Below are 17,822 nucleotides of genomic sequence, written 5' to 3'. Positions count from 1 at the left end.
TCCTTCCGGTTCTAGTGGAATGACATCGCATTTAAGCGGACACGCTCGGCCGGTCGAGGATGTTGCTGTAAACAACATATGTTTCCACGTCGGACATATGTTCGTACGCGCAACATGTGTTTAGGAGCAGGGGACAAAGCCGGAGTTTGAAAGGTTGAGCAGGCATGGATGCTCTCGTGCCCGACGACCTCTGGCCGGTGATCTCACCGCTTCTGCCGCCCGAACCGGAGAAGCTGAAGGGCGGTCATCCGTGCTCCTCGGATCGCTCCGCGTTGGCCGGCATCATCCTGTTTCTACGCACAGGCATGCAGTGGAAGCACGTGCCCGGGAAACCCCTTGGCTGCACCGGCAAGACGAGCTCGCGGCGGCTTGGGGAGTGGCAGGCGGCGGGCGTATGGGCGAACCTGCATCGCGTGCTGCCGGAACAGCTTCAGGACGCGAACGCCTTGAACTGGTCACGGGCCGCTCTCGACATCGCCAGCGTGCCAGCCAAAAAAGGGGTGCAGCGAACAGCCCAAACCCAACCGACCGCGGCAAGCCCGGCACCAACCGTCACCTCATCCTGGACGCCCATGGGATATCACTTGGCCTAACTATGAAGGGGGCCAACTGCCACGATAGCCGCCCACAGGCTGCAAACCTCGACGCGGTGCCGGGCCTACGGATAGGCCGCCGCGGTCGCCCGCGTCGGAGGCCGGACAAACTGCACGCCGGAGAAGAGACTTTCTATTATTTAAATTAAATAAATTAGTTAAATATCGCGCAATCGAACATCGAAAGCATCTCTGACAATCTGTGTCTCTTCTCCGAATTCTGGCGGATCTATAAGGATCGGATCTATATTAGGCAAAAATTGGATTTGGTCGGCACTGCTTTCACGATAGTACATAGGTTCAATTATTGTATTGGCTGCATACACTGCTCGACCTAACCACGCCAACAAAACTGCTCCATGCTCCTTGAAGCTTATGTTTCCTTTACAAATCATCTGTAGAAAACTTTCATTTCCAATCGCTATAGAACTTGCTGCGTAAATCAGAGCAGCACTCCGAATATATGGTGCAGCTTTTTTTCTGCAGTTTACTGGATCAACGGTTTTTCGTGGCCTGTTATCCCGTAAAATTGGGTTGATACTAGTTCTACTTTCAATTTTTTTCAATAATCTCGATACTGCTACGCCCGATCTGGTGACGCCTGCTACTCTGAAACCAGCTGTATTTTGCAAGTACAGCGCATGATAATGACAGACGCGTACCATTTCTACTTCGAAGCCAATATTTTTGGAGGCAAAGCTAACGGCCTGCTGAAGTAAGTCTGGTGACCGCACATGTAAGATACGGTTCAACCCGCCCATGGGATAATAGAAGTCGCGGTAGAAATCGATACCAGGGCCACTGAGTCGCGCGACTATATCTGCAAGTAATGCGTCCTGTGGGAGTTGCGCCTTCCGATCTTCCTCAAGTTCAGCCATTCGTGAAATGCCCGCCAGGACCATGGCATCTTCAATGAGATGAACAGCGTATGGACACACCGTCCAGACGCACAATCCGGCGAACAGGATGTCCTTCAAAGCAAAGTAGGTCGGGTCAGGCTCGAGCAGGCGCTCTATCACCATCTTTGGATTGAAGTGGCCGAACGCATAATCGGAGAGCCTCGGCGTCTCCTCCTTGAGTGAAGAGCGAGCTTCAAGACCCGCCACCATCGTGCGCCAGGTGCCTGCGAGTTCTCGACTCCGGGATGAGGTTCTTTTCATCTAACCTCGTTTTCGTGGTCCGAAGGGTCCGAATCGCATCCCCGTTTTTGGAGATCGAACTCACAAGGAATTGCTTCGTATCATAAAAAATTTGCTGGAGTCGTTCATCTCCGTCCAGCCTCATGCAGGCTCGTCAACGGGACACGAACAGGACACAGGACATGTGGGAATGATGTAAGTGCTTGATATCGCTGGCGCGCCCTACGGGAATCGAACCCGTGTTTTCGCCGTGAAAGGGCGACGTCCTGGACCGCTAGACGAAGGGCGCTGCTGCGGTGAGCGGTTCTATAGGCGGCTTCGGCCGCGGGGGCAACGGGGGAGGCGACGCTAGTTTGCCGCTTGACGAAAACGGCCCCGGCCGGTTTGTCGAACCCCAGACGCGGCGCGCCTGTTTCAGGGGCGGCCGGAAAGCGGATCGACACCCCATGACGACGCGACGCGACGGCCCGCCGGGCCCGAGGACGAACAAGCCCGGCTTCTCGCGAGGCCCCTTCCGGCGTGGTCCCCCGCAGAACCAGCGCGGCGCCGCCAGCGTGGCGGCGGCGTCGGGCGACCACGTGGTGCTCTACGGCTGGCATCCGGTGGCGCAGGCGCTGGCCAATGAGGGGCGCAAGCTCCACCGTCTGCTCGCCACCGAGAACGCCATGACGCGGCTCGCCGAGGAGATCGGTCCCCTGCGGATCGATCCCGAGATGGTGCGGCCGAGCGCCATCAACGCCCTGCTCGGGCCGGACGCGGTACACCAGGGCCTGTACCTGGAGGCCGACCCGCTGCCGGGGCCGGACCTCGACGAACTCGGCGACGATGTGCTGCTGCTCGCCCTCGACCAGATCACCGATCCGCACAATGTCGGCGCCATCGTCCGCACCGCCGCCGCCTTCGGCGTGGCCGGCATCATCACCACGGCCCGGCACTCGCCCAACGCCACCGGCGTCCTGGCCAAATCCGCCTCGGGCGGGCTGGAGCACGTGCCGCTCATCGTGGTGCGCAACCTGTCGGACGCGCTGGTCGACCTCGGCAAGCGCGGCTTCACCCGGATCGGCCTCGATTCCGACGCCGAGACCGCCCTCGACAGCATCGGCCCCAAGCGGCCGGCGGTGATCGTGCTGGGGGCCGAGGGCAAGGGCCTGCGCCAGCGCACCCGCGACAATTGCGACGTGCTCGCGCGCATTCCGTTCAGCGGCGAAATCCGCAGCATCAACGTGTCGAACGCGGCCGCCATCACGCTCTACGCCCTGAGCCCGCGCGAGGCCTGACGCCCACCCGGGGCGCCCGGCCTCAGCGCCAGAACGGCTTGACGTCGAGCAGCTCGGCATGGGCCGCGGCGGCGGCCTTCAACAGGGCCTTGGCGCCGGCCTCGTTGTCGCCGGCGGCGAGGCCGGCCGCGAACACGGTCTCGCCGGGGATCTCCGACGGATCGGGGCCGGTGACCAGGCTGGACAGCACCATGTGGGCGGTGGCCTGGTCGTTCAGGGTGCCGAGGTGGTCCTGCAGGTCCGAGAGCGTCGAGACGAAGGCCTTGTGCCGCTTGTGGGCCTTCTTGCCGGCATAGAGGCTGCCGAAGAACTCGGCCCCGTAGCGCAGCTTCTTGGCCTCGATCCGTACCCGGTGCCGCTCCTCGGCCTCCAGGCGGGCGAGATGGCGGCCGCGCTTGCGGATGCGCCGCAGAACCTTGTCGAGGACCGTGGCGGCGAAGTCGCGGGCGGGCGCCTGCGGGTCGACGCCCTCCGGGACGGCTCCCTCCCGGCCGGCTCCCTCCGCCGCCGCATCCTCTGCCGCCTCGGCCTCGCGCCGGGTGCGCCAGGCCCCCGTCTCGAGCCAGGCGGCGATATCCAGGATGAGGCTGCGCCATTCCTGCGCCTCGAGGGTCGCGATCACGCCGTCATGGGCGCGGTCGCGCTCCGCCTCGAGGCGCCGGCGCAGGTCGTCCAGGCCAGCCTCGTCCGGGCGCCGGGCCATCTCGGCCGGCAGGGTCTCGGCCAGGAAGACGTCGAGGTTGCGGGCATGTCCGAACGGCTCGGAGATGCGCTTGATCTCCTCGCGCAGGGTCGCGGCCACCGGGTCGTTCGCCAGCATCGGCTTGAACAGGGTGAAGGCGGAGCGCAGGCGGCGCAGGGCGACGCGCAGCTGGTGCAGGGCCTCCACGTGCCGGTTGTGGAGGAAGACGTCCTCGTTGCGGCGCAGATGCGCGAGGCAGGCCTGCGCGATGGCCTGGAAGGCCTCACCCGTGGTGGCCTCCGGGGACAGCCGCACCGGCCGCGCCTTGCTCGGCCGCCGCAGGGTGCCGTCGAGGAGGCTGAAGCCGCGGGCCGACTTGCTGAGGGCGCCGAGGCGCAGCGGCACCGTCTCGGCCAGGGCTTGGGCCAGGGTGAACAGGTCGTCGGGGCGTCCCTCGATCAGTTCGAGTTCCAGCTCCCACAGGGGAGCGTCGCCGTTCCGGGTCTCGATCCGGCCCTCGTCGAATGCGGCCTCGATGCGCGAAGCCCCGTAGCGCACGATGCGGGTGCGCCGCTCGACGCGGGTGACGAAGGCGGGCGCGAGGTGGGCGTCGGAGGCGGCCTCCAGCACGGCGGGCACCGGCGTGTCGCCGAGAACCGCGAGATCCGGAGCTTCGTCCGCGACGGGCATCTCCCACTCGGCCCGGTCGAACAGCCCCGCTCCCGCCGAGGCGGCCTTCACGGTCTGGACGAATCGGTCGCCGTCGCGGCGCACGCGCAGGGTCAGGCCGGCGGCACGTAGGTCGCCCTCGGCCGTGTCGAAATAGGTCGAGGTGAGGAGAGCGGTCGCCGAGCGCGGCGCATCCTGGTCCGACGCGGCATCCTGAGGCGAATCCTGGAGGAACGGGTGCCGGCTCAGTTCGGCGAGGTCGCCCGCCTCGCACTGCAGCTTCAGCTCGATTTCCTGCGGCACATCCGATTCCTGCGGCACACCCATGACTCGTCCTATGTCTCGACCGAGATCCGGCGCGGATCGAATCCGTCGCCCGCGACGGACCGCTCGGCTCCTGCGTCCGGGCACAAACCCGGTCCAGCGCAACCGTTCCGCGCGCGACCTGAGTCGCATCCCCTCCACGTCTATGGCGCAGAGCGCCCCGGAAGGGCGACCGAAATCGTCACGAATTTCGTTCGCCCCCGGGATGTTGTGGTGTAGCGGGAAGCAACGGCCCGGAGGCCGGCGGGATGTCAGTGCGTTGGATGGGGTGATGAATCGGGACCGGCTGAGGGCCGACCGCCTGCTGGTCGAGCGGGGTGTGTTCGAGAGCCGGGCCCGGGCCCAGGCCGCCATCGCAGCCGGACTGGTGCGGGCGGACGACCAGCCGGTGGCGCGGGCTTCGGACCTGCTCGACCGCGACGCGCGGCTCGAGGCGACCGCCCCGCACCCCTTCGTTTCCCGCGGTGGCGTGAAGCTCGTCGCCGCCCTCGACGCCTTCGGGCTCGATCCGGCCGGCCGGGTCTGCCTCGATGTCGGCGCCTCCACGGGGGGCTTTACCGACGCGCTGCTGCGCGCCGGGGCCTCGCACGTCTACGCCGTCGATGTCGGGCGCGACCAGTTGCACGCGTCGCTGCGGACCGACCCGCGCGTCACCAGCCTGGAGGGCGTCGATATCCGCGCCCTCGACCGGACGTCGATCCCGCGCGCGCCCGAATTCTGTACGATCGATGTCAGCTTCATTTCCCTGCGCCTCGTGCTGCCGGCGATCCTGCCGCTGCTCGCCCCCGGCGCGGCGCTCGCAGCGCTGATCAAGCCGCAATTCGAGGCCGGTCGGGCGCGGGTCGGGCGCGGCGGGATCGTACGCGATCCGGCCATCCACGACGCCGTCTGCGCCGAGATCCAGGCCGTACTCGCCGCCGCCGGGATGCGTGTGCTGGGGCTGATCCCGTCCCCCGTCACCGGCGGCGACGGCAACCGCGAGTTCCTGATCGGGGCGAGACTGGGTCCGGAACCGCGCACTTCGAAGCGCCTGACTTCGGAAAACCCGGATTCGGAAAACCCGGCCTCGGACCCTCCGACCTTGAGACCCTTGGACCCAACTGCATGACCGAGTCCCCCGTGGAAACCCTCGAGATCCGCCGCCTCGGCGCGCGCGGCGACGGCCTGGCCGAGGACGGCACCGCCGTTGCCCTGGCCCTGCCGGGCGAGCGGGTCACGATCCGACGCGCCGGCACGCGCGGCGTCCTGGTGGCGGTGGAGCAGGCCTCGCCCGACCGGATCGCGCCGTTCTGCCCGTATTTCGGTGCCTGCGGCGGCTGCGCCGTCCAGCACCTGGCACCCGAGCCCTATCACGCCTGGAAGCGGGGGCATCTTCTCCAGGCCCTGTCGCAGGCGGGGCTGGCTGTCGCGCCGGAGCCGGTGGTCGACGCGCGGGGCGAGGGCCGGCGCCGCCTGACCCTGCATGTCCGCGCCGTCGAGGGGGCCGCCCAGGCCGGCCTCATGGCCGCCCGCAGCCACGACCTCGTCGCCATCGATCACTGCCCGATCACCGTCCCGGCCCTGCACCGGGCCCCGGCGGTCGCCATCGCCCTCAGCGCGCCGCTCGGCCACGGCCGCAAGCCCCTCGACGTCGCCTTCACCGCCACCGAAGCCGGCCTCGACGTGGATATCCGGGGCCACGGCCCGGCCGCCGAGGGGGTGCGCGCGGCCCTGGTGCGCCTCGCCGACGACCTCGATCTCGCGCGCCTGTCCCTGCACGGGGAGGTGCTGGTGGAACGCCGCGCGCCGGCGGTCGCCAGCGCGGGCCTGCGGCTGGTGCCGCCGGCGGGCGGCTTTCTCCAGGCCACGCAGGCGGGCGAGGCGGTCCTGACCGAAGCGGTGATCGCCGCCCTCGACAAGAAGACCAAGCGGGTGGTCGACCTGTTCTCCGGCAGCGGCCCCTTCAGCCTCGCCATGGCCCGGACCCGCGACGTCCACGCGGTCGAGGGCGATGCCGCCGCGCTGGCGAGCCTCGACCGGGCGGTCCGGGCGGTGCCGGGCCTGCGCCAGGTGACCACCGAGCGCCGCGACCTCTTCCGCCGTCCGCTGCTGCCCCTCGAACTCGACGCCTACGACGCGGCGGTGTTCGATCCGCCCCGCGCCGGAGCCGGTGCCCAGGCGGCCCGCCTCGCCGAATCGAAGGTGCCGCTGGTCATCGGCGTGGCCTGCGACGTCGGCACCTTCGCACGCGACGCCGCCACCCTGGTGGCGGGCGGCTACACCCTGGAGCGGGTCACCCCCGTCGATCAGTTCGCCTATTCCGGCCATCTCGAGGTGGTGGGGGTGTTCCGGCGTCCGCGTCCGCCGCGCAAGCGCCTGTGACATTCGCGGCCGGAGGCATCGGCGCGTGCGCGCTCGACAAGCCGCCGCTGGCCCTTAGATGGACGGACATGCGCGCCCCCATCTCCGCCTTCCTCCTCGTCCTCGTGCCCGCCCTGTTCCTGGCCGACCCCGCCGCGGCTGATTCCTGCGGCGACCTCATCGACCGGGTCGTGGCCGAGACCCAGGCGCGCCTGGTGAACCGGACGACGGATTTCGCCGAACTCGGCGCCGCCGACGGCATCGGCATGACCCTGGCGTGCGGCGACCTCTCGGCCACCGGCGTGCAGTACAAGGGCACGCCGCTGCCGGCCGGCTATTTCGCGCTGGTCGGACGGGCGGGACATGCCGTGACGGGGCTGGGCGCTGATTCGATCGCAGCAGCGGCCACCAAGGCCCACGAGGCGGCCACGACGACGCGCCACAGCAAGATCGACCTCGGGGCGGCCCTCGTGACCTGCTCGGTCTCGGAGATGGGCGGTCGCCCGGTCACGGCCTGCGCGGTGATCCAGAAGGGTGATCGCACCTGAGCGGCCGGCGACCGGGGGTTTCCCGCTCCGATCTACGACCGCATGGCGATGAGCATGTAGCCGGAATACGCCAGGGCGGCGGCCATCAGGAGATAGACGTTGGGTTCCATGGCGTCCTGTTAGGCCGTGGCTCCGGCGGGGGTCGAGCCGACGCGCTGCCGCTGCGGCATCCGGTTCCCTTCAGCACCTGTTAACCCTCTTCGGCGGAACCATGGGTCGGGCCCCGACGGTCTCCATCGCGCGCGGGTCCGATCCGTGCAGGTCCGATCCATGCAGGTCCAATCGAGGAGTCGATGCAGCTGAGCTTTCGCACCGCCCTGGCAATCACCGGTAGCCTCGCGACCCTCGCGCCTGCTATCGGGGTGGCGACGGCGGGCATGGCGCAGGCCCAGGAACCGCTGTTCCTGCGCATCCGTCCCGCCGGCGAGTCGCTTACCGGCCTCGGCGGCGCGGCGACCTCGGACGACGCGATCGCCCGGGCCGCGCGGGCCCGGAGCGAGGCGGTCTGGCAGCGGGCCGAGGCACGGTCCCGCATCGCCATCGCCTCCGTCTGCACGGGATGCCTCGCACCCCTGGGCCCGGCCACGCCGCCGATTCCGGTGCGCCCGGAGGCGGACGCACCGACTCCCATCGCGGCCGGTTTCGCGGCCGCGACCCCACCACCCCTCGCACAGGCAGACGTTCCATGACGCAGTCCCATCCGACCAGCGGCGCCGTTCCGGACCCGGATTGCCCGGTCTCCCTCGAACTCCTCGGACAGGTCTACCGGGCCGACGAGGACGACCTGCCCGAAATTCTCGACGCCATGTCGACCACCACGCGGGCGCGCCTCGCGGTCTACCTCTACGGCAAGAGCCACATGCACCAGCTCGGCCTGCGGGTGGCGCGGGCCTGCGAGCGCGAGGATCTGGTGCGGGTCGCCGACGAGATCGGCTCCGTGGTCTACGGCCAGTCCCGTCTGAAGCCGGCCCGCCCCGCCGTCCCGAGCCCGGCCGCCGCGCCGCCCAAGAAGATCAGCCTCGGCGGATCGGGCGCCAAGAAGATCAGCCTCGGCGGATCGGGCGCCAAGAACCGCCTGTTCGATTGATCCCCAGTCGACCGTCAGCGCGGCGGGAACGGATTGGCCCGACGGAAGCTTGACGCTGGCTTTGGGAGTGAGGCTGCATGTTCGGTTCGTGGTGGAAGCTCGGCATGGATGCGACCCTGCTGGCGATGGAATCGCAGCAGGTGATCGGTCTGCGCCTGGCGATGATGACTGCGGGCGGGGCGGCGGCTCAGATCGAGGCCGAGCGCATGGTCACGGAAAAGATCATGGCCGCCAACGAGGCGGTCCTGCTCATGGCGACCGGCGGCTCTCCCGCCCGGGTGGTCGCGGGCTACCGGCGCACGGTGCAGGCCAATGCCCGCCGCCTGTCCGAGCCCTCGGCCAAGGGACGCGGTTAACGCTGGCTTAACCATCCGGTTTCATCTTCGGCGGCACACGGGACCGCACGGATGAGGAAACCGCGATGAACCCCTTCGACCATCAGGTGCGCGAGCGCGCCTATTTCATCTGGGAGGACGAGGGCCGGACCTTCGGCCAGGCCGAGGCCCACTGGCTGCGCGCCGAGCGCGAGCTGCAGGCCGGCTTGCGTTCCGAGATCGCCGTGGTCCACAGCGTCGCCCCGGATCTGACCCTTTCGGCCAGCCCGGCCGAAGTTCTGTCAGGGACCCTGAAGGCCAAGGCGAGCCGGAGCCGCAGCGCCGGCGCCGCCGTCGAGGGCAAGGCCAAGGCGGCCGCCAAAGCCTCGGACAAGGCCTCGGCGAAGGATGCCGGCGCCGGAAAGTCCGCGTCGAAGAAGGCGGAGTCCAAGACTGCGTCGGCCAAAACTGCTGCGACCAAGACTGCTTCGTCAAAGGCTGCTGCATCCAAGACCCAGGCGGCCGACAAGGCCGGCACGACGAAGAGCGCTTCCACCAAGAGTGTCGCAACCCGGGCGCCCCGTGCATCCGCCCGTCACCTCGGTGCCGAGAGCGTCGCCACGGTGCACTGAGCTTCGCCCGAGGCTTCTCGGACTGCGATGAGAGCAAAAGCCCGCTTCCCCTGGGGGAGCGGGTTTTTTCGTATCCGTCGCGGCCCCGCCCCTGCGGCGGAACGAAGCGGAACCTTGACCGTTGACCGCGTCAAGACGGCGATGCGCCGGCCGGTTGCGCGCACCCTCCTGTCTCCACGAGGCATCATGAAGACCACCCTCTCGACCCTCCTGGCCCTCAGCATCGCGGGCCTTCCGATCGGCGCCGTGGCGGGTCCCGGCCCCCTGCGGGACGGCCCGGTGATCCTCGATGTCGACAGCACCGGCGGCGTCGGCGGCCGTGCCCCCTGGAGCCGGCCCTACGAGTACGATTCGGGCGGCGACAACGACCGGCGCCCGGAGTTGCCCTATTACCAGCAGGGCCGCGGCCAGCAGACCGGCGGTCCGGCCCGCAATCTCCTGCCCGACGACGGCCTGCACATCTTTCCGCGCTAGACCCGCCCGGCACGCCCCGGAAAACCGAGGCGACGGCGGAACAGTCGGGATCATCACCCGTTCGCCCCCGGTGCCTCGGCTGGTCGGCCGGAGGCCGGCTTCGGGACCGGGACGACGTGATGACCAAGACCGTGCGGGCGGTGATCTTCGATATCGACGGGACCTTGCTCGACAGCGTCGATCTCCACGCCCAGGCCTGGGTCGACGCCTTCGCGCATTTCGGCGTGACCGTCTCGCACGACCAAGCCCGGAGCCAGATCGGCAAGGGCGGCGACCAGCTCCTGCCGGTGTTCCTCGACGCGGAGCGGGTGGAGCGTGAAGGCGAGGCGATCGAGGCCTATCGCTCGGACCTGTTCAAGCGCGATTATCTGCCGAAGGTGAAGCCGTTTCCGGGCGTTCGCGCCCTCTTCCAGCACCTCAAGGGGGAAGGGATCACCCTGGCCCTGGCCTCGTCCGGCAAGGGCAGCGAGGTCGCGCATTATCAGTCGCTCCTCGAGATCGAGGATCTGACCGACGTCGTCGTCAGCTCCGACGACGTCGAGCGCTCGAAGCCCTTCCCCGACATCTTTCAGGCCGCCCTGACAAAGCTCGCGCCGCTCTCGGCCGAGGCGGCGATCGTCATCGGCGACACGCCCTACGATGCCGAGGCCGCGAATAAGGCCGGGTTGCGCACCGTCGGCGTGCTGTGCGGGGGATTTCCCGAGGCGGGTCTGAGCGCGGCGGGCTGCATCGCCCTCTACCGGGACCCGCAGGATCTCCTCGACGGCTACCGGGATTCTCCCCTGGCACGGTGAGGTCGATTCGCATCGCCTGAGCCGGCATCCGGGTCACAGGCGGTGCGGGATCTGCAGCGATCCACACATTTCCCACTTGATCCGTGTTTGTTCCGGTGCGCAGGACAGGATTGCGTGCCGGCTATGGATAGATGGCAAAAAACTCTGGCGCCCCGTCAAATGATGGCGTAGCGAGCCGGCCGTGATCGCGTCTGATCACGCCACGGATCCGCGGACCATGCCCCAGCCGGCCCAGACGAACCCGACCTCTCAGATGCCCTGCGAGCAGGCGCCCCTTCACTCCCTGATCGACGCGGCGGTCCAGGACCGGACCACGCCGATCAGCCGCCTGCTCCGCCTGATGTCGGCCCTGGATGCCGACACCACCGCCAACGAGAACCTTCGGCACGTCCTGCGCGCCCGCATCGGCGCCCCGCTCAGCGTGTGATTCCGACCCGCCGGGGCGCCATGAGGCCTCGGCGCTAGGTCCGGGGCCGTTCCCGCCGGCGCGGGGCGGCCGGATTCCGCTTCATGCAGGCGAAGTAGAGCTGACGACCGATCGCGTAGAGGCCGAGGCCCTTCGGATCGGGGGTGGAGAACACCTTGTCGCGGGCCTCGTCGCGGCAGGCTGCGTCCTGCGGGCTCTGGATCGGCGTCGAGGCGCCCTGGGCCAGCGCCCCCGTCGCCGCCACAGCCACCGCCATGGCAAGGCTCACGCAGCCCAAGATCCCCACACCGCGCGCTCGTATCGGTCCCGACATAAATCCCCTCATGGTCTGGTCTCGCGTCGTCCCGTCCGGACGCGCGGCCGGTTTCAACTTATGGCAGAATCCACGCGCACGCACTCGCCTGCTTGACGGCGAGGCATTCGAACGGGGCACCGCCGACCATGGCGCGATGCTCCGCCGCCCCGATCCGAGCCCGTGCGATCCGGCGACAGCCTGGATGGCCGGGAAGGGCGGCTTCGATCGCCGCGTGATCACCCCGCGCCATCAGAACCCGAAGCTCGACCAGGGTGTCGCAGCCGATGACATCGGTTGATTCGGCGGCCCGGGCCGGTGCCGCCACCCCGGTGGCTCCCAGAAAAAGGAAGCTTGCGAACAGACAGGGACGAATCATCGGCGGGCTTTCTCCAATGGCGCGGCTTTCTCCGGCGGTGCGGCTTTCTCCGGGGCACGCCCCTTGTCGCCGGATCGGGATTTGCCCGGCGTGGCGCCGGACGGCGCAACCGTGCCGGCGACCACCCATTGGCAGATGGCGGTGGTCCTCAGGGTCAGGCAATCGTAGGCGTTGCCGTTGAGCGAGAGGTGCTCCGAGATCCCCGAAACCGTCTCACGCGCGACGACGGCGCAGCCGAGGTGATCGGCCTTGTCGTCGGCCAGCATCGCGGCGGCCCCGCCGGCATCGTTCTTCGCCTGCCGCAGGAGCAGGCGTAGATTGGCCAGCGACGGGCAGCCGATGGCCGGGGGCGGCGCCACCGCCGCGGCCGGTGCGGCCGAGGCACCGGCCGGCACGACGGCGCCGAGGGCGAGGACGAGCAGGAGAAATCGCATCGGGTCTATCGGGCCGATCTGCGCGCGAGCCGCGCTCAACAGGGGGAAGGGGGCGCTCCGCTGCCGAGCGATAACGCATGGCGGCCGAATCCGAGCCATGATCGGCCTCAGGCACCGGCCCGGCGCAGCTTGGCGAAGCGCTTGATCGCGCGCTCGCGGCGCAAGCGGGACAGGCGCTCGATCCAGAAGACGCCGTCGAGCTGATCGATCTCGTGCTGCAGGCAGGCCGCCCGGAACCCCTCCGCCTCCTCTTCCCGCTCCGTCCCGTCGAGGTCGCGGTAGCGGACCCGGACCCGCACGGCGCGATCGACCACCTCCATCACCCCCGGCATCGACACGCTCCCCTCCGTTTGCGGGCCGCGCTCCGGCGAGGCCCAGACGATCTCGGGGTTGACGTAGGCGGTCACCGGCTCGCCCGGCTCCATCCGCAGCAGCACGAGGCGCTGCGGGCGACCGATATGCGGCAGGGTCAGCCCAAGGGCCGAAACCGCCAGCATCACCGCCTCGAGGTCGCGGGCGGCGGCCCGTAAGGCCGCGTCGACGTGCAGGACAGGCTCCGCGACACGGCGCAGGCCGGGATCCGGGTAGATCAGCAGGGATGCGGCGGTCACGGGATTGGGCGTGTCCTGACAGAGTGGGGGGACGGGCGAGCCGCAGCCTTCACGGTTGCGCGAGAGGCCGGCGAAAGCCGGGTCTCGAACACAGGCTGGCCCATGCCTTGCGGCGGGACACGTCAGATCAAACCCGCTCCGGAGACGCAATGGCCAACCGCGCGCACGATCCCGTTTCTCCCTCCATGTCCTCCTCCGTCGCCCGTCGCTTCCTGCGGCTGCACGAGTCCGGCGAGGTGATCCTGCTCGGCCTCACCACGCTTCTCGGCACGCTGTGGGCGATCGTTCTCGTCACCCATTTCCACGAGCCGATGAGCCGGTTCGGCCAGGCACTCTGGGTGATGCGCTGAGGCTGATGCGTTCGGGCTGATGCGCTGAAGCTCAGTATTCCCACTCGGCGCCGACACCCACCGCCGTGCGGCCGTCGCTGCCGGCCTCGCCCTGGATCTTGATGCGCCGGGTCACGTCGTAATCCACCGTCGCCGCCGTATCGGCCGGCTTGGCGCCGGCCTTCACGCCGACGCTGAGGCGGTCGCTGAGATAGCGCGAGGCGCCGAGCGCCGGTCCGCCGCTGGCGCCCGTGGAAACGTCGAGGCTGTCGAGCCCCAGGCCTTTGCGGGCCTGCTCGAACACGTCCACGCCGCCGGCCCCGCCGGAGAACTGCGCCACCGCCTGCGCCAGCTGCAGCGCCTGGAACGGCGACAGGCCGCCCGAGGCCTTCTTGAAGAGCAGGCGCGACAGCACCTCGTCCTGCGGCAGGCTCGGGTCCGAAGTGAGCAGGAAGCTCGGCTGGTTGGCCGGCCCGGTGACGGCGATGCGCGCCGTGACCTCGGCGGCCTTGGTCTCGGCGACGAAGTCGAGGTCGGGGGTAGCGATCTCGCCGCCGAAAACCAGGCGCCCGCGGGTGAAGTCGAGGCGCTGGCCGACCACGCTGAGGCGGCCGCGCCGCATCTCGAAATCGCCAGTGGCGACGGGGTCGCGCGAGGAGCCGGTCAGCCGGAGCGATCCGCCGAGTTCGGCATCGATGCCGCGGCCGCGCACGAAGATGCGGTTGGGCGCGTTCACCGCCACGTCGAGGGTGGCGTCGAAGGGCGCGGCGGCCTTGCCCTTGCGGCCCAAGGCCGCGATCTTGGCGCGGCGGTCGGCGCGCGCGGCGAGGCGGGCGCGGACGTCCGGCGGCGTATTGACCCGGCGGATCTCGGGCAGGGGCTGCACCGTGGCGGGCAGGCGGTCCGGCACCGAGACGTCGACCGAGACGAGGTCGATGCGGCCAGCCACCTTCGGCGTCCGGGCCAGCGGCCCCGTCAGCGCGAGATTGAGGCTCGCCACCGCCGTCATCAGCGGGCTGGAGACCAGTTCGGCGCGCTCGGCCATCACCCGGATGGAGCCGGGGAAGCCGGCGGCGGGATCGAGCGCCACCTTGCCGTCGCCGCGCAGGCTGCCGCCGTTGCGGGTCAGGGCGGTCAGGCGCTCCACCACCAGGGTGTCCCCGCGCCCGGTCACCCGGCCCTCGATGTTGGTGAGGCGGATGCCCTGGAGCGGGTCGGTGAAGGAACCACCCGTCAGGGTGGCGCTGCCCTCGGCCCGGGGGGCCGCGAGGGTGCCGGCCACGCCGGCATCGAGGGCGATGCGGCCGGCGACGCGCTGGCCGCCGACGCTGAGGAAGCTGTTGGCGAGCGCCGCGTCGAGGGTCCCGCGCAGCTTCACCGCCAGGGCCTCGCCCGGCGCCACCGGCAGCGAGCCCGTCACCGTCATCTCGGCCCCGCGTCCGGCGGACACCCGTCCGTCGATGCCGGCCCGTCCGTCGCTCACCGTGCCGCTCGCCCGCGCGTCGATGGGCGGGAGGCCGGCCTTGCGGGTCTCGGGCGTGACGAGGCGGGCGACCGTCAGGGCGTAGCGACCCTCGGGCCGGCTCGCCGAGCCGCGCAGGTCGGCCTCGCCGTCCAGGGTCCCGGTCAGGGCGAGGTTGGGCGAAGCGATCCGCGCCAGGGCCAGGGGCAGACTGCGGATACCGAGCTTGAGGTCGAGGGCCTGTCCGACCCGGCCCGACAGGCTGAGGCGGCCGCTGCCGGCGGCGACCACGAGATTGTCGATGACGGCCGAGCCCGCGTCGAGGGTCACGCTGGCGGGGCCGGCCAGGGCGAAACGGTCGCCGCCGCGCGCGGCGGAGAAGCGGGCCAGCTCGATGCGCGTGCGCTCGCCGGGCACGAGCCGGGCGGCGCCGTCGAGGTCGAAGCCCCGGGCTTTGGCCGTGAGGGTGATGTCGCTGGCGCTGGGCGAGCCCACAGCGACGAGCCGCACGGTGTCGAGGCTCTGGCCGGAGGCGAGGATGCGGTCGGCATTGACCCGCCCGTCGACGACCGGACGGCCGAGCAGGTCCCGCCCTTTCAGATCGGCGTCGAGGCGCGACAGGCCGAATTCGCCGAACCGGAGCGACGCCCCGTTCGCCAGGATGGCGGCATCCTGGCGCCCGCCCGCGCGGGACAGGGTGATGGCCGCTTCGACGTTGCCGCCCATGGGCGTCAGGGCCAGGGGCGCGAGATCGTCGAGGTTGCCGGCCTTGAGGGCCAGCGCCCCCTCGGTGAGAAGGGTGCGGGCATCGAGGGCGGCATGGCCGTCTAGGGAGACGGAGCCGAGGCCGAAGGCGAGGCGGTCGAGGATCCAGGCATCGGGCGACGGCCGGGCCACGTGGGCATCGCCGCGCAGGGCCTTGCCGCCCACCTCGCCGGACACCCGCAGGGTGCCGTCGAGGGCGCCGGTGACGTCCGTCAGCGCCGTCTCGACCCGGAGGTCGCGCAGGGGCCGCCCGAGGGCGCGGGCGTCGTCGGTGGTGAGCGTGGCTTTGAGGTCGGGCTTCTCCAGGGTGCCGGTGAGGCGTCCGTCGAGGAGCGCGCGGCCGGCGAGCTTCGGGTCGAGGGTCGAGAGGTCCTTCAGGTCGACCACCAGCTTGGCGTCGGCCAGGCGCGCGGTGGCGCGGCCCTCCAGGCGGCCGACGATCTCGGCTCCTTCGAAGCGGGCATTGTCGAAGGCATAGCCGTCATAGACCTGAGACAGGCGGCCGCTGAAGCGCGGCGAGGGACCGAGCGTGCGGTCGAGGGCCGGCAACGACAGGACGAGGCCCGAGGTGCGCAGATCCACATCGGCATTGACCGCCTTGCGGGCCGGATCGCCGCTCAGCGCCGCCCGCGCCGTCAGGGTGCCGGAGAGCGGCCGCCCGGCCACCTCCGAGAAGGCCGCGAGATCGGACAGGGCCGCGTCGAGCGTGCCCGTGAGGGTGTTCTGCCCGACCTTGCCGGCATAGGTCGCGCGGGCCGTCGGCCCGTCGAGCGTGAACGCGGCGACATCGACGACGCCGTCGGGCTGCAGCGTGCCGCGGAAGGTCAATCCGGCCCGCGATCCGATGGCCCGGCGCAGGGCCGGATCGGCGAGGCGCAGGCCGTCGACCTTGGCGTCGGCGGAAAGCGCGAAGCGCGCGGCCGCCGGGTCGGTGCCGGCCGGCACCATCGACAGAGCGGCGTCGATCCGCTCCAGGGCCGAGCCGCCGGCGCGCAGGCCCGCGGCCTTGAGGGTGCCGTTGACGATGGGACGCGCGATCGGTCCCTTCAGGCTGCCGTCGAACACCAGGGTGTCGAGTTCGGCATCCGCCGCCTTGGTGACGCCGCCCTCGGTGGGCACGGCGCGGGCGGAGACGAGGAAGTCGGCGACCCGATCGGCGGTCAGGGTACCCCGGGCCTCGAGGCGGGCCGTGCGCGAGGTGAGTTCCAGGCGGTCGATGCCGAAGGCGCCGCTGTCGGAAAAGCGCAGGCCACCGTCGAGCTTGGTCGTGCCGGAGAAGATCGCCGCGGCCGGGCCGGGCAGCAGCCCCTCGATCCGCGAGGCGAGGTCGAGGGCGAGCCGGCGCTCCGCACCGATGCGGGAGATGCGGGCGGTGCCCCGGGCGCCGAGATCGGGGCCGGCATCGAAGTCGAGGCGGGCATTCCAGGCGTCGAGGCTGCCACGCCCGTCGAGGTCGAGATTGATCGCCGGCGTCCCCGGCAGGTTGGCGGCCTTGGACAGGAGCCCACCGGCGGGCTCCACCAGGGTGGTTTTCAATTCCAGAATCTCGCCCTTCGGCACGAACAGCAACCGGGCGCCGAACCGGCCCTCGGCGTCGAGGCGGCGCACGGAGACGTCGAGGTCGAGGCCCTCGGACGGGGCACCGAGCTTGGCTCGGCCCTCGGCGGTGAGGCGGGCCGGCTGCCCGGCCAGAGCCTCGCCGAGGATCAGTTCGGCGAGCTTGAACGTCTTGACCTCGACCTTGACCGGCAGGTCGGGCAGCAGCGACCCGTCGGGCTCGGGCGTCGCCGAGACCGGAGCGGGAAGGGGGCGGCGCAGCACTTCGAGGCGCCCGACCTCCAGGCTCTCCACCTCCAGGCGGCCCGACAGCAGCGCCAGGCGGCGCCAGACCAGGCGCGCCCGGTCGAGCTTCAGCCAGACGCCGTTGGCGTCGCTGATCGCCACGTCGCGGATGGTGGCGTCCGACGACAGGGCACCGTCCACCGCCCCGATGGCGACCCGCGACCCCGGCGTCGACAGGGCCTTCGACAGCAGGCCGCCCAGCACGGTCTTCTCGCCGTCATCGGCACGGGTGAGGGTGGCGGGCGTCGCGGCGAAGACGGACAGGCACAGGGTGGCGGCGAGGAGGCGCGCTTTCCCGACCCTCCTTGCGGGGGAGGGTGACGCGCGTAGCGGGTCGGGAGAGGGGAGCGACGTGTCCGGACAGGGCGCCCCCTCTCCCGCCTGCTCCGCAGGCATCCTCGCCTGCAG

19 protein-coding genes, 1 tRNA gene and 1 pseudogene are annotated in these 17,822 nt (G+C 70.1%); 14 read left to right on the top strand and 7 right to left on the bottom strand.

What is annotated here, in order from left to right; translation table 11 throughout:
* Nucleotides 1–164: 164 nt before the first annotated feature.
* Nucleotides 165–712: pseudogene (locus ASF60_RS03540) on the top strand (IS5 family transposase); the annotation flags it as partial.
* A gap of 39 nt (nucleotides 713–751) precedes the next feature.
* On the opposite strand, the gene ASF60_RS24230 reads toward ASF60_RS03540, so the two are convergent.
* Together ASF60_RS24230 and ASF60_RS03535 are read right to left on the bottom strand one after the other, a co-directional pair.
* Nucleotides 752–1,753, bottom strand: coding sequence for a hypothetical protein (locus ASF60_RS24230; RefSeq protein ID WP_156633814.1), 1,002 nt, complete (start codon nucleotides 1,751–1,753; stop codon nucleotides 752–754).
* Nucleotides 1,754–1,945: 192 nt separating this feature from the next.
* Nucleotides 1,946–2,021: transfer RNA gene (locus tag ASF60_RS03535), tRNA-Glu, on the bottom strand.
* A gap of 157 nt (nucleotides 2,022–2,178) precedes the next feature.
* Here ASF60_RS03535 and rlmB point away from each other — a divergent pair.
* Nucleotides 2,179–3,009 carry a 23S rRNA (guanosine(2251)-2'-O)-methyltransferase RlmB gene (gene rlmB / locus ASF60_RS03530; RefSeq protein ID WP_244476781.1) on the top strand — a complete coding sequence of 277 codons (831 nt, stop codon included), beginning with the start codon at nucleotides 2,179–2,181 and terminating at the stop codon, nucleotides 3,007–3,009.
* 22 nt (nucleotides 3,010–3,031) lie between these two features.
* Here the strand turns inward: rlmB and ASF60_RS03525 are convergent, their stop codons facing one another.
* A complete protein-coding gene (locus tag ASF60_RS03525; protein ID WP_056180463.1) occupies nucleotides 3,032–4,687 on the bottom strand; it encodes a CYTH and CHAD domain-containing protein in 1,656 nt (551 codons plus the stop codon).
* A 268-nt stretch (nucleotides 4,688–4,955) separates the two neighbouring features.
* Between ASF60_RS03525 and ASF60_RS03520 the strand changes: the two genes are divergently transcribed.
* The 10 genes from ASF60_RS03520 to ASF60_RS03475 all read left to right on the top strand — a co-directional run bounded on the left by ASF60_RS03520 (nucleotide 4,956) and on the right by ASF60_RS03475 (nucleotide 11,300).
* Nucleotides 4,956–5,792 (top strand): TlyA family RNA methyltransferase, encoded by an 837-nt coding sequence (locus ASF60_RS03520; protein ID WP_082507720.1) that lies wholly within the window; start codon nucleotides 4,956–4,958, stop codon nucleotides 5,790–5,792.
* Entirely contained in the window at nucleotides 5,789–7,045 is a 1,257-nt protein-coding gene (locus tag ASF60_RS03515) for a class I SAM-dependent RNA methyltransferase (protein ID WP_056180460.1), read from the top strand. The genes ASF60_RS03520 and ASF60_RS03515 overlap by 4 nt, the downstream gene beginning before the upstream one ends.
* A 68-nt stretch (nucleotides 7,046–7,113) precedes the next feature.
* Nucleotides 7,114–7,572: a hypothetical protein gene (locus ASF60_RS03510; protein WP_056180457.1), complete on the top strand. Its 459-nt coding sequence runs from the start codon at nucleotides 7,114–7,116 to the stop codon at nucleotides 7,570–7,572.
* A gap of 293 nt (nucleotides 7,573–7,865) precedes the next feature.
* On the top strand, nucleotides 7,866–8,261 hold the full coding sequence (locus ASF60_RS03505; protein WP_082507719.1) for a hypothetical protein: 396 nt from the start codon (nucleotides 7,866–7,868) through the stop codon (nucleotides 8,259–8,261).
* Complete coding sequence (locus ASF60_RS03500; protein WP_056180454.1) at nucleotides 8,258–8,659, top strand: hypothetical protein; 402 nt, start codon at nucleotides 8,258–8,260, stop codon at nucleotides 8,657–8,659. The genes ASF60_RS03505 and ASF60_RS03500 overlap by 4 nt, the downstream gene beginning before the upstream one ends.
* A 77-nt stretch (nucleotides 8,660–8,736) precedes the next feature.
* Nucleotides 8,737–9,015 (top strand): hypothetical protein, encoded by a 279-nt coding sequence (locus ASF60_RS03495; RefSeq protein WP_056180451.1) that lies wholly within the window; start codon nucleotides 8,737–8,739, stop codon nucleotides 9,013–9,015.
* A 65-nt stretch (nucleotides 9,016–9,080) separates the two neighbouring features.
* Nucleotides 9,081–9,605, top strand: a complete 525-nt coding sequence (locus tag ASF60_RS03490; protein ID WP_056180448.1) for a DUF2934 domain-containing protein — start codon at nucleotides 9,081–9,083, stop codon at nucleotides 9,603–9,605.
* Between the two features lie 186 nt (nucleotides 9,606–9,791).
* Nucleotides 9,792–10,079 (top strand): hypothetical protein, encoded by a 288-nt coding sequence (locus tag ASF60_RS03485; RefSeq protein WP_056180551.1) that lies wholly within the window; start codon nucleotides 9,792–9,794, stop codon nucleotides 10,077–10,079.
* A 119-nt stretch (nucleotides 10,080–10,198) separates the two neighbouring features.
* The gene (locus tag ASF60_RS03480; RefSeq protein ID WP_056180444.1) at nucleotides 10,199–10,873 is read left to right on the top strand and encodes an HAD family hydrolase; all 675 of its coding nucleotides are present in this window, start codon (nucleotides 10,199–10,201) and stop codon (nucleotides 10,871–10,873) included.
* Nucleotides 10,874–11,090: 217 nt separating this feature from the next.
* On the top strand, nucleotides 11,091–11,300 hold the full coding sequence (locus ASF60_RS03475) for a hypothetical protein (RefSeq protein WP_056180441.1): 210 nt from the start codon (nucleotides 11,091–11,093) through the stop codon (nucleotides 11,298–11,300).
* A gap of 34 nt (nucleotides 11,301–11,334) precedes the next feature.
* Here ASF60_RS03475 and ASF60_RS03470 read toward each other — a convergent pair whose 3' ends face one another.
* Nucleotides 11,335–11,568, bottom strand: coding sequence for a hypothetical protein (locus ASF60_RS03470; protein ID WP_338011490.1), 234 nt, complete (start codon nucleotides 11,566–11,568; stop codon nucleotides 11,335–11,337).
* A gap of 55 nt (nucleotides 11,569–11,623) precedes the next feature.
* Between ASF60_RS03470 and ASF60_RS24225 the strand changes: the two genes are divergently transcribed.
* Nucleotides 11,624–11,893, top strand: coding sequence for a hypothetical protein (locus ASF60_RS24225; RefSeq protein WP_156633812.1), 270 nt, complete (start codon nucleotides 11,624–11,626; stop codon nucleotides 11,891–11,893).
* 74 nt (nucleotides 11,894–11,967) lie between these two features.
* Here the strand turns inward: ASF60_RS24225 and ASF60_RS03460 are convergent, their stop codons facing one another.
* Both ASF60_RS03460 and ASF60_RS03455 read right to left on the bottom strand, forming a co-directional pair.
* Complete coding sequence (locus tag ASF60_RS03460) at nucleotides 11,968–12,405, bottom strand: hypothetical protein (protein ID WP_156633810.1); 438 nt, start codon at nucleotides 12,403–12,405, stop codon at nucleotides 11,968–11,970.
* A gap of 107 nt (nucleotides 12,406–12,512) precedes the next feature.
* Complete coding sequence (locus tag ASF60_RS03455) at nucleotides 12,513–13,016, bottom strand: peptide deformylase (protein ID WP_056180432.1); 504 nt, start codon at nucleotides 13,014–13,016, stop codon at nucleotides 12,513–12,515.
* Nucleotides 13,017–13,165: 149 nt separating this feature from the next.
* Between ASF60_RS03455 and ASF60_RS03450 the strand changes: the two genes are divergently transcribed.
* Nucleotides 13,166–13,366, top strand: coding sequence for a hypothetical protein (locus ASF60_RS03450; RefSeq protein WP_056180429.1), 201 nt, complete (start codon nucleotides 13,166–13,168; stop codon nucleotides 13,364–13,366).
* Nucleotides 13,367–13,397: 31 nt separating this feature from the next.
* On the opposite strand, the gene ASF60_RS03445 is transcribed toward ASF60_RS03450, so the two are convergent.
* Nucleotides 13,398–17,810, bottom strand: a complete 4,413-nt coding sequence (locus ASF60_RS03445) for a translocation/assembly module TamB domain-containing protein (protein ID WP_082507718.1) — start codon at nucleotides 17,808–17,810, stop codon at nucleotides 13,398–13,400.
* Nucleotides 17,811–17,822 lie beyond the last annotated feature (12 nt).

Source organism: Methylobacterium sp. Leaf113, assembly GCF_001423325.1.
Taxonomy (GTDB): Bacteria; Pseudomonadota; Alphaproteobacteria; order Rhizobiales; family Beijerinckiaceae; genus Methylobacterium.
The sequence above is the reverse complement of the archived record's forward strand: the minus strand, read 5'-3'. Positions and strand labels throughout refer to the sequence as shown.

What these genes read in the sequence shown, in the direction of transcription:
- ASF60_RS24230 (WP_156633814.1), bottom strand. Translation starts at nt 1,753, where the DNA reads ATGAAAAGAACCTCATCCCGGAGTCGAGAACTCGCAGGCACCTGGCGC.
- rlmB (WP_244476781.1), top strand. Translation starts at nt 2,179, where the DNA reads ATGACGACGCGACGCGACGGCCCGCCGGGCCCGAGGACGAACAAGCCC.
- ASF60_RS03525 (WP_056180463.1), bottom strand. Translation starts at nt 4,687, where the DNA reads ATGGGTGTGCCGCAGGAATCGGATGTGCCGCAGGAAATCGAGCTGAAG.
- ASF60_RS03520 (WP_082507720.1), top strand. Translation starts at nt 4,956, where the DNA reads ATGAATCGGGACCGGCTGAGGGCCGACCGCCTGCTGGTCGAGCGGGGT.
- ASF60_RS03515 (WP_056180460.1), top strand. Translation starts at nt 5,789, where the DNA reads ATGACCGAGTCCCCCGTGGAAACCCTCGAGATCCGCCGCCTCGGCGCG.
- ASF60_RS03510 (WP_056180457.1), top strand. Translation starts at nt 7,114, where the DNA reads ATGCGCGCCCCCATCTCCGCCTTCCTCCTCGTCCTCGTGCCCGCCCTG.
- ASF60_RS03505 (WP_082507719.1), top strand. Translation starts at nt 7,866, where the DNA reads ATGCAGCTGAGCTTTCGCACCGCCCTGGCAATCACCGGTAGCCTCGCG.
- ASF60_RS03500 (WP_056180454.1), top strand. Translation starts at nt 8,258, where the DNA reads ATGACGCAGTCCCATCCGACCAGCGGCGCCGTTCCGGACCCGGATTGC.
- ASF60_RS03495 (WP_056180451.1), top strand. Translation starts at nt 8,737, where the DNA reads ATGTTCGGTTCGTGGTGGAAGCTCGGCATGGATGCGACCCTGCTGGCG.
- ASF60_RS03490 (WP_056180448.1), top strand. Translation starts at nt 9,081, where the DNA reads ATGAACCCCTTCGACCATCAGGTGCGCGAGCGCGCCTATTTCATCTGG.
- ASF60_RS03485 (WP_056180551.1), top strand. Translation starts at nt 9,792, where the DNA reads ATGAAGACCACCCTCTCGACCCTCCTGGCCCTCAGCATCGCGGGCCTT.
- ASF60_RS03480 (WP_056180444.1), top strand. Translation starts at nt 10,199, where the DNA reads ATGACCAAGACCGTGCGGGCGGTGATCTTCGATATCGACGGGACCTTG.
- ASF60_RS03475 (WP_056180441.1), top strand. Translation starts at nt 11,091, where the DNA reads ATGCCCCAGCCGGCCCAGACGAACCCGACCTCTCAGATGCCCTGCGAG.
- ASF60_RS24225 (WP_156633812.1), top strand. Translation starts at nt 11,624, where the DNA reads ATGGTCTGGTCTCGCGTCGTCCCGTCCGGACGCGCGGCCGGTTTCAAC.
- ASF60_RS03460 (WP_156633810.1), bottom strand. Translation starts at nt 12,405, where the DNA reads ATGCGATTTCTCCTGCTCGTCCTCGCCCTCGGCGCCGTCGTGCCGGCC.
- ASF60_RS03450 (WP_056180429.1), top strand. Translation starts at nt 13,166, where the DNA reads ATGGCCAACCGCGCGCACGATCCCGTTTCTCCCTCCATGTCCTCCTCC.
- ASF60_RS03445 (WP_082507718.1), bottom strand. Translation starts at nt 17,810, where the DNA reads ATGCCTGCGGAGCAGGCGGGAGAGGGGGCGCCCTGTCCGGACACGTCG.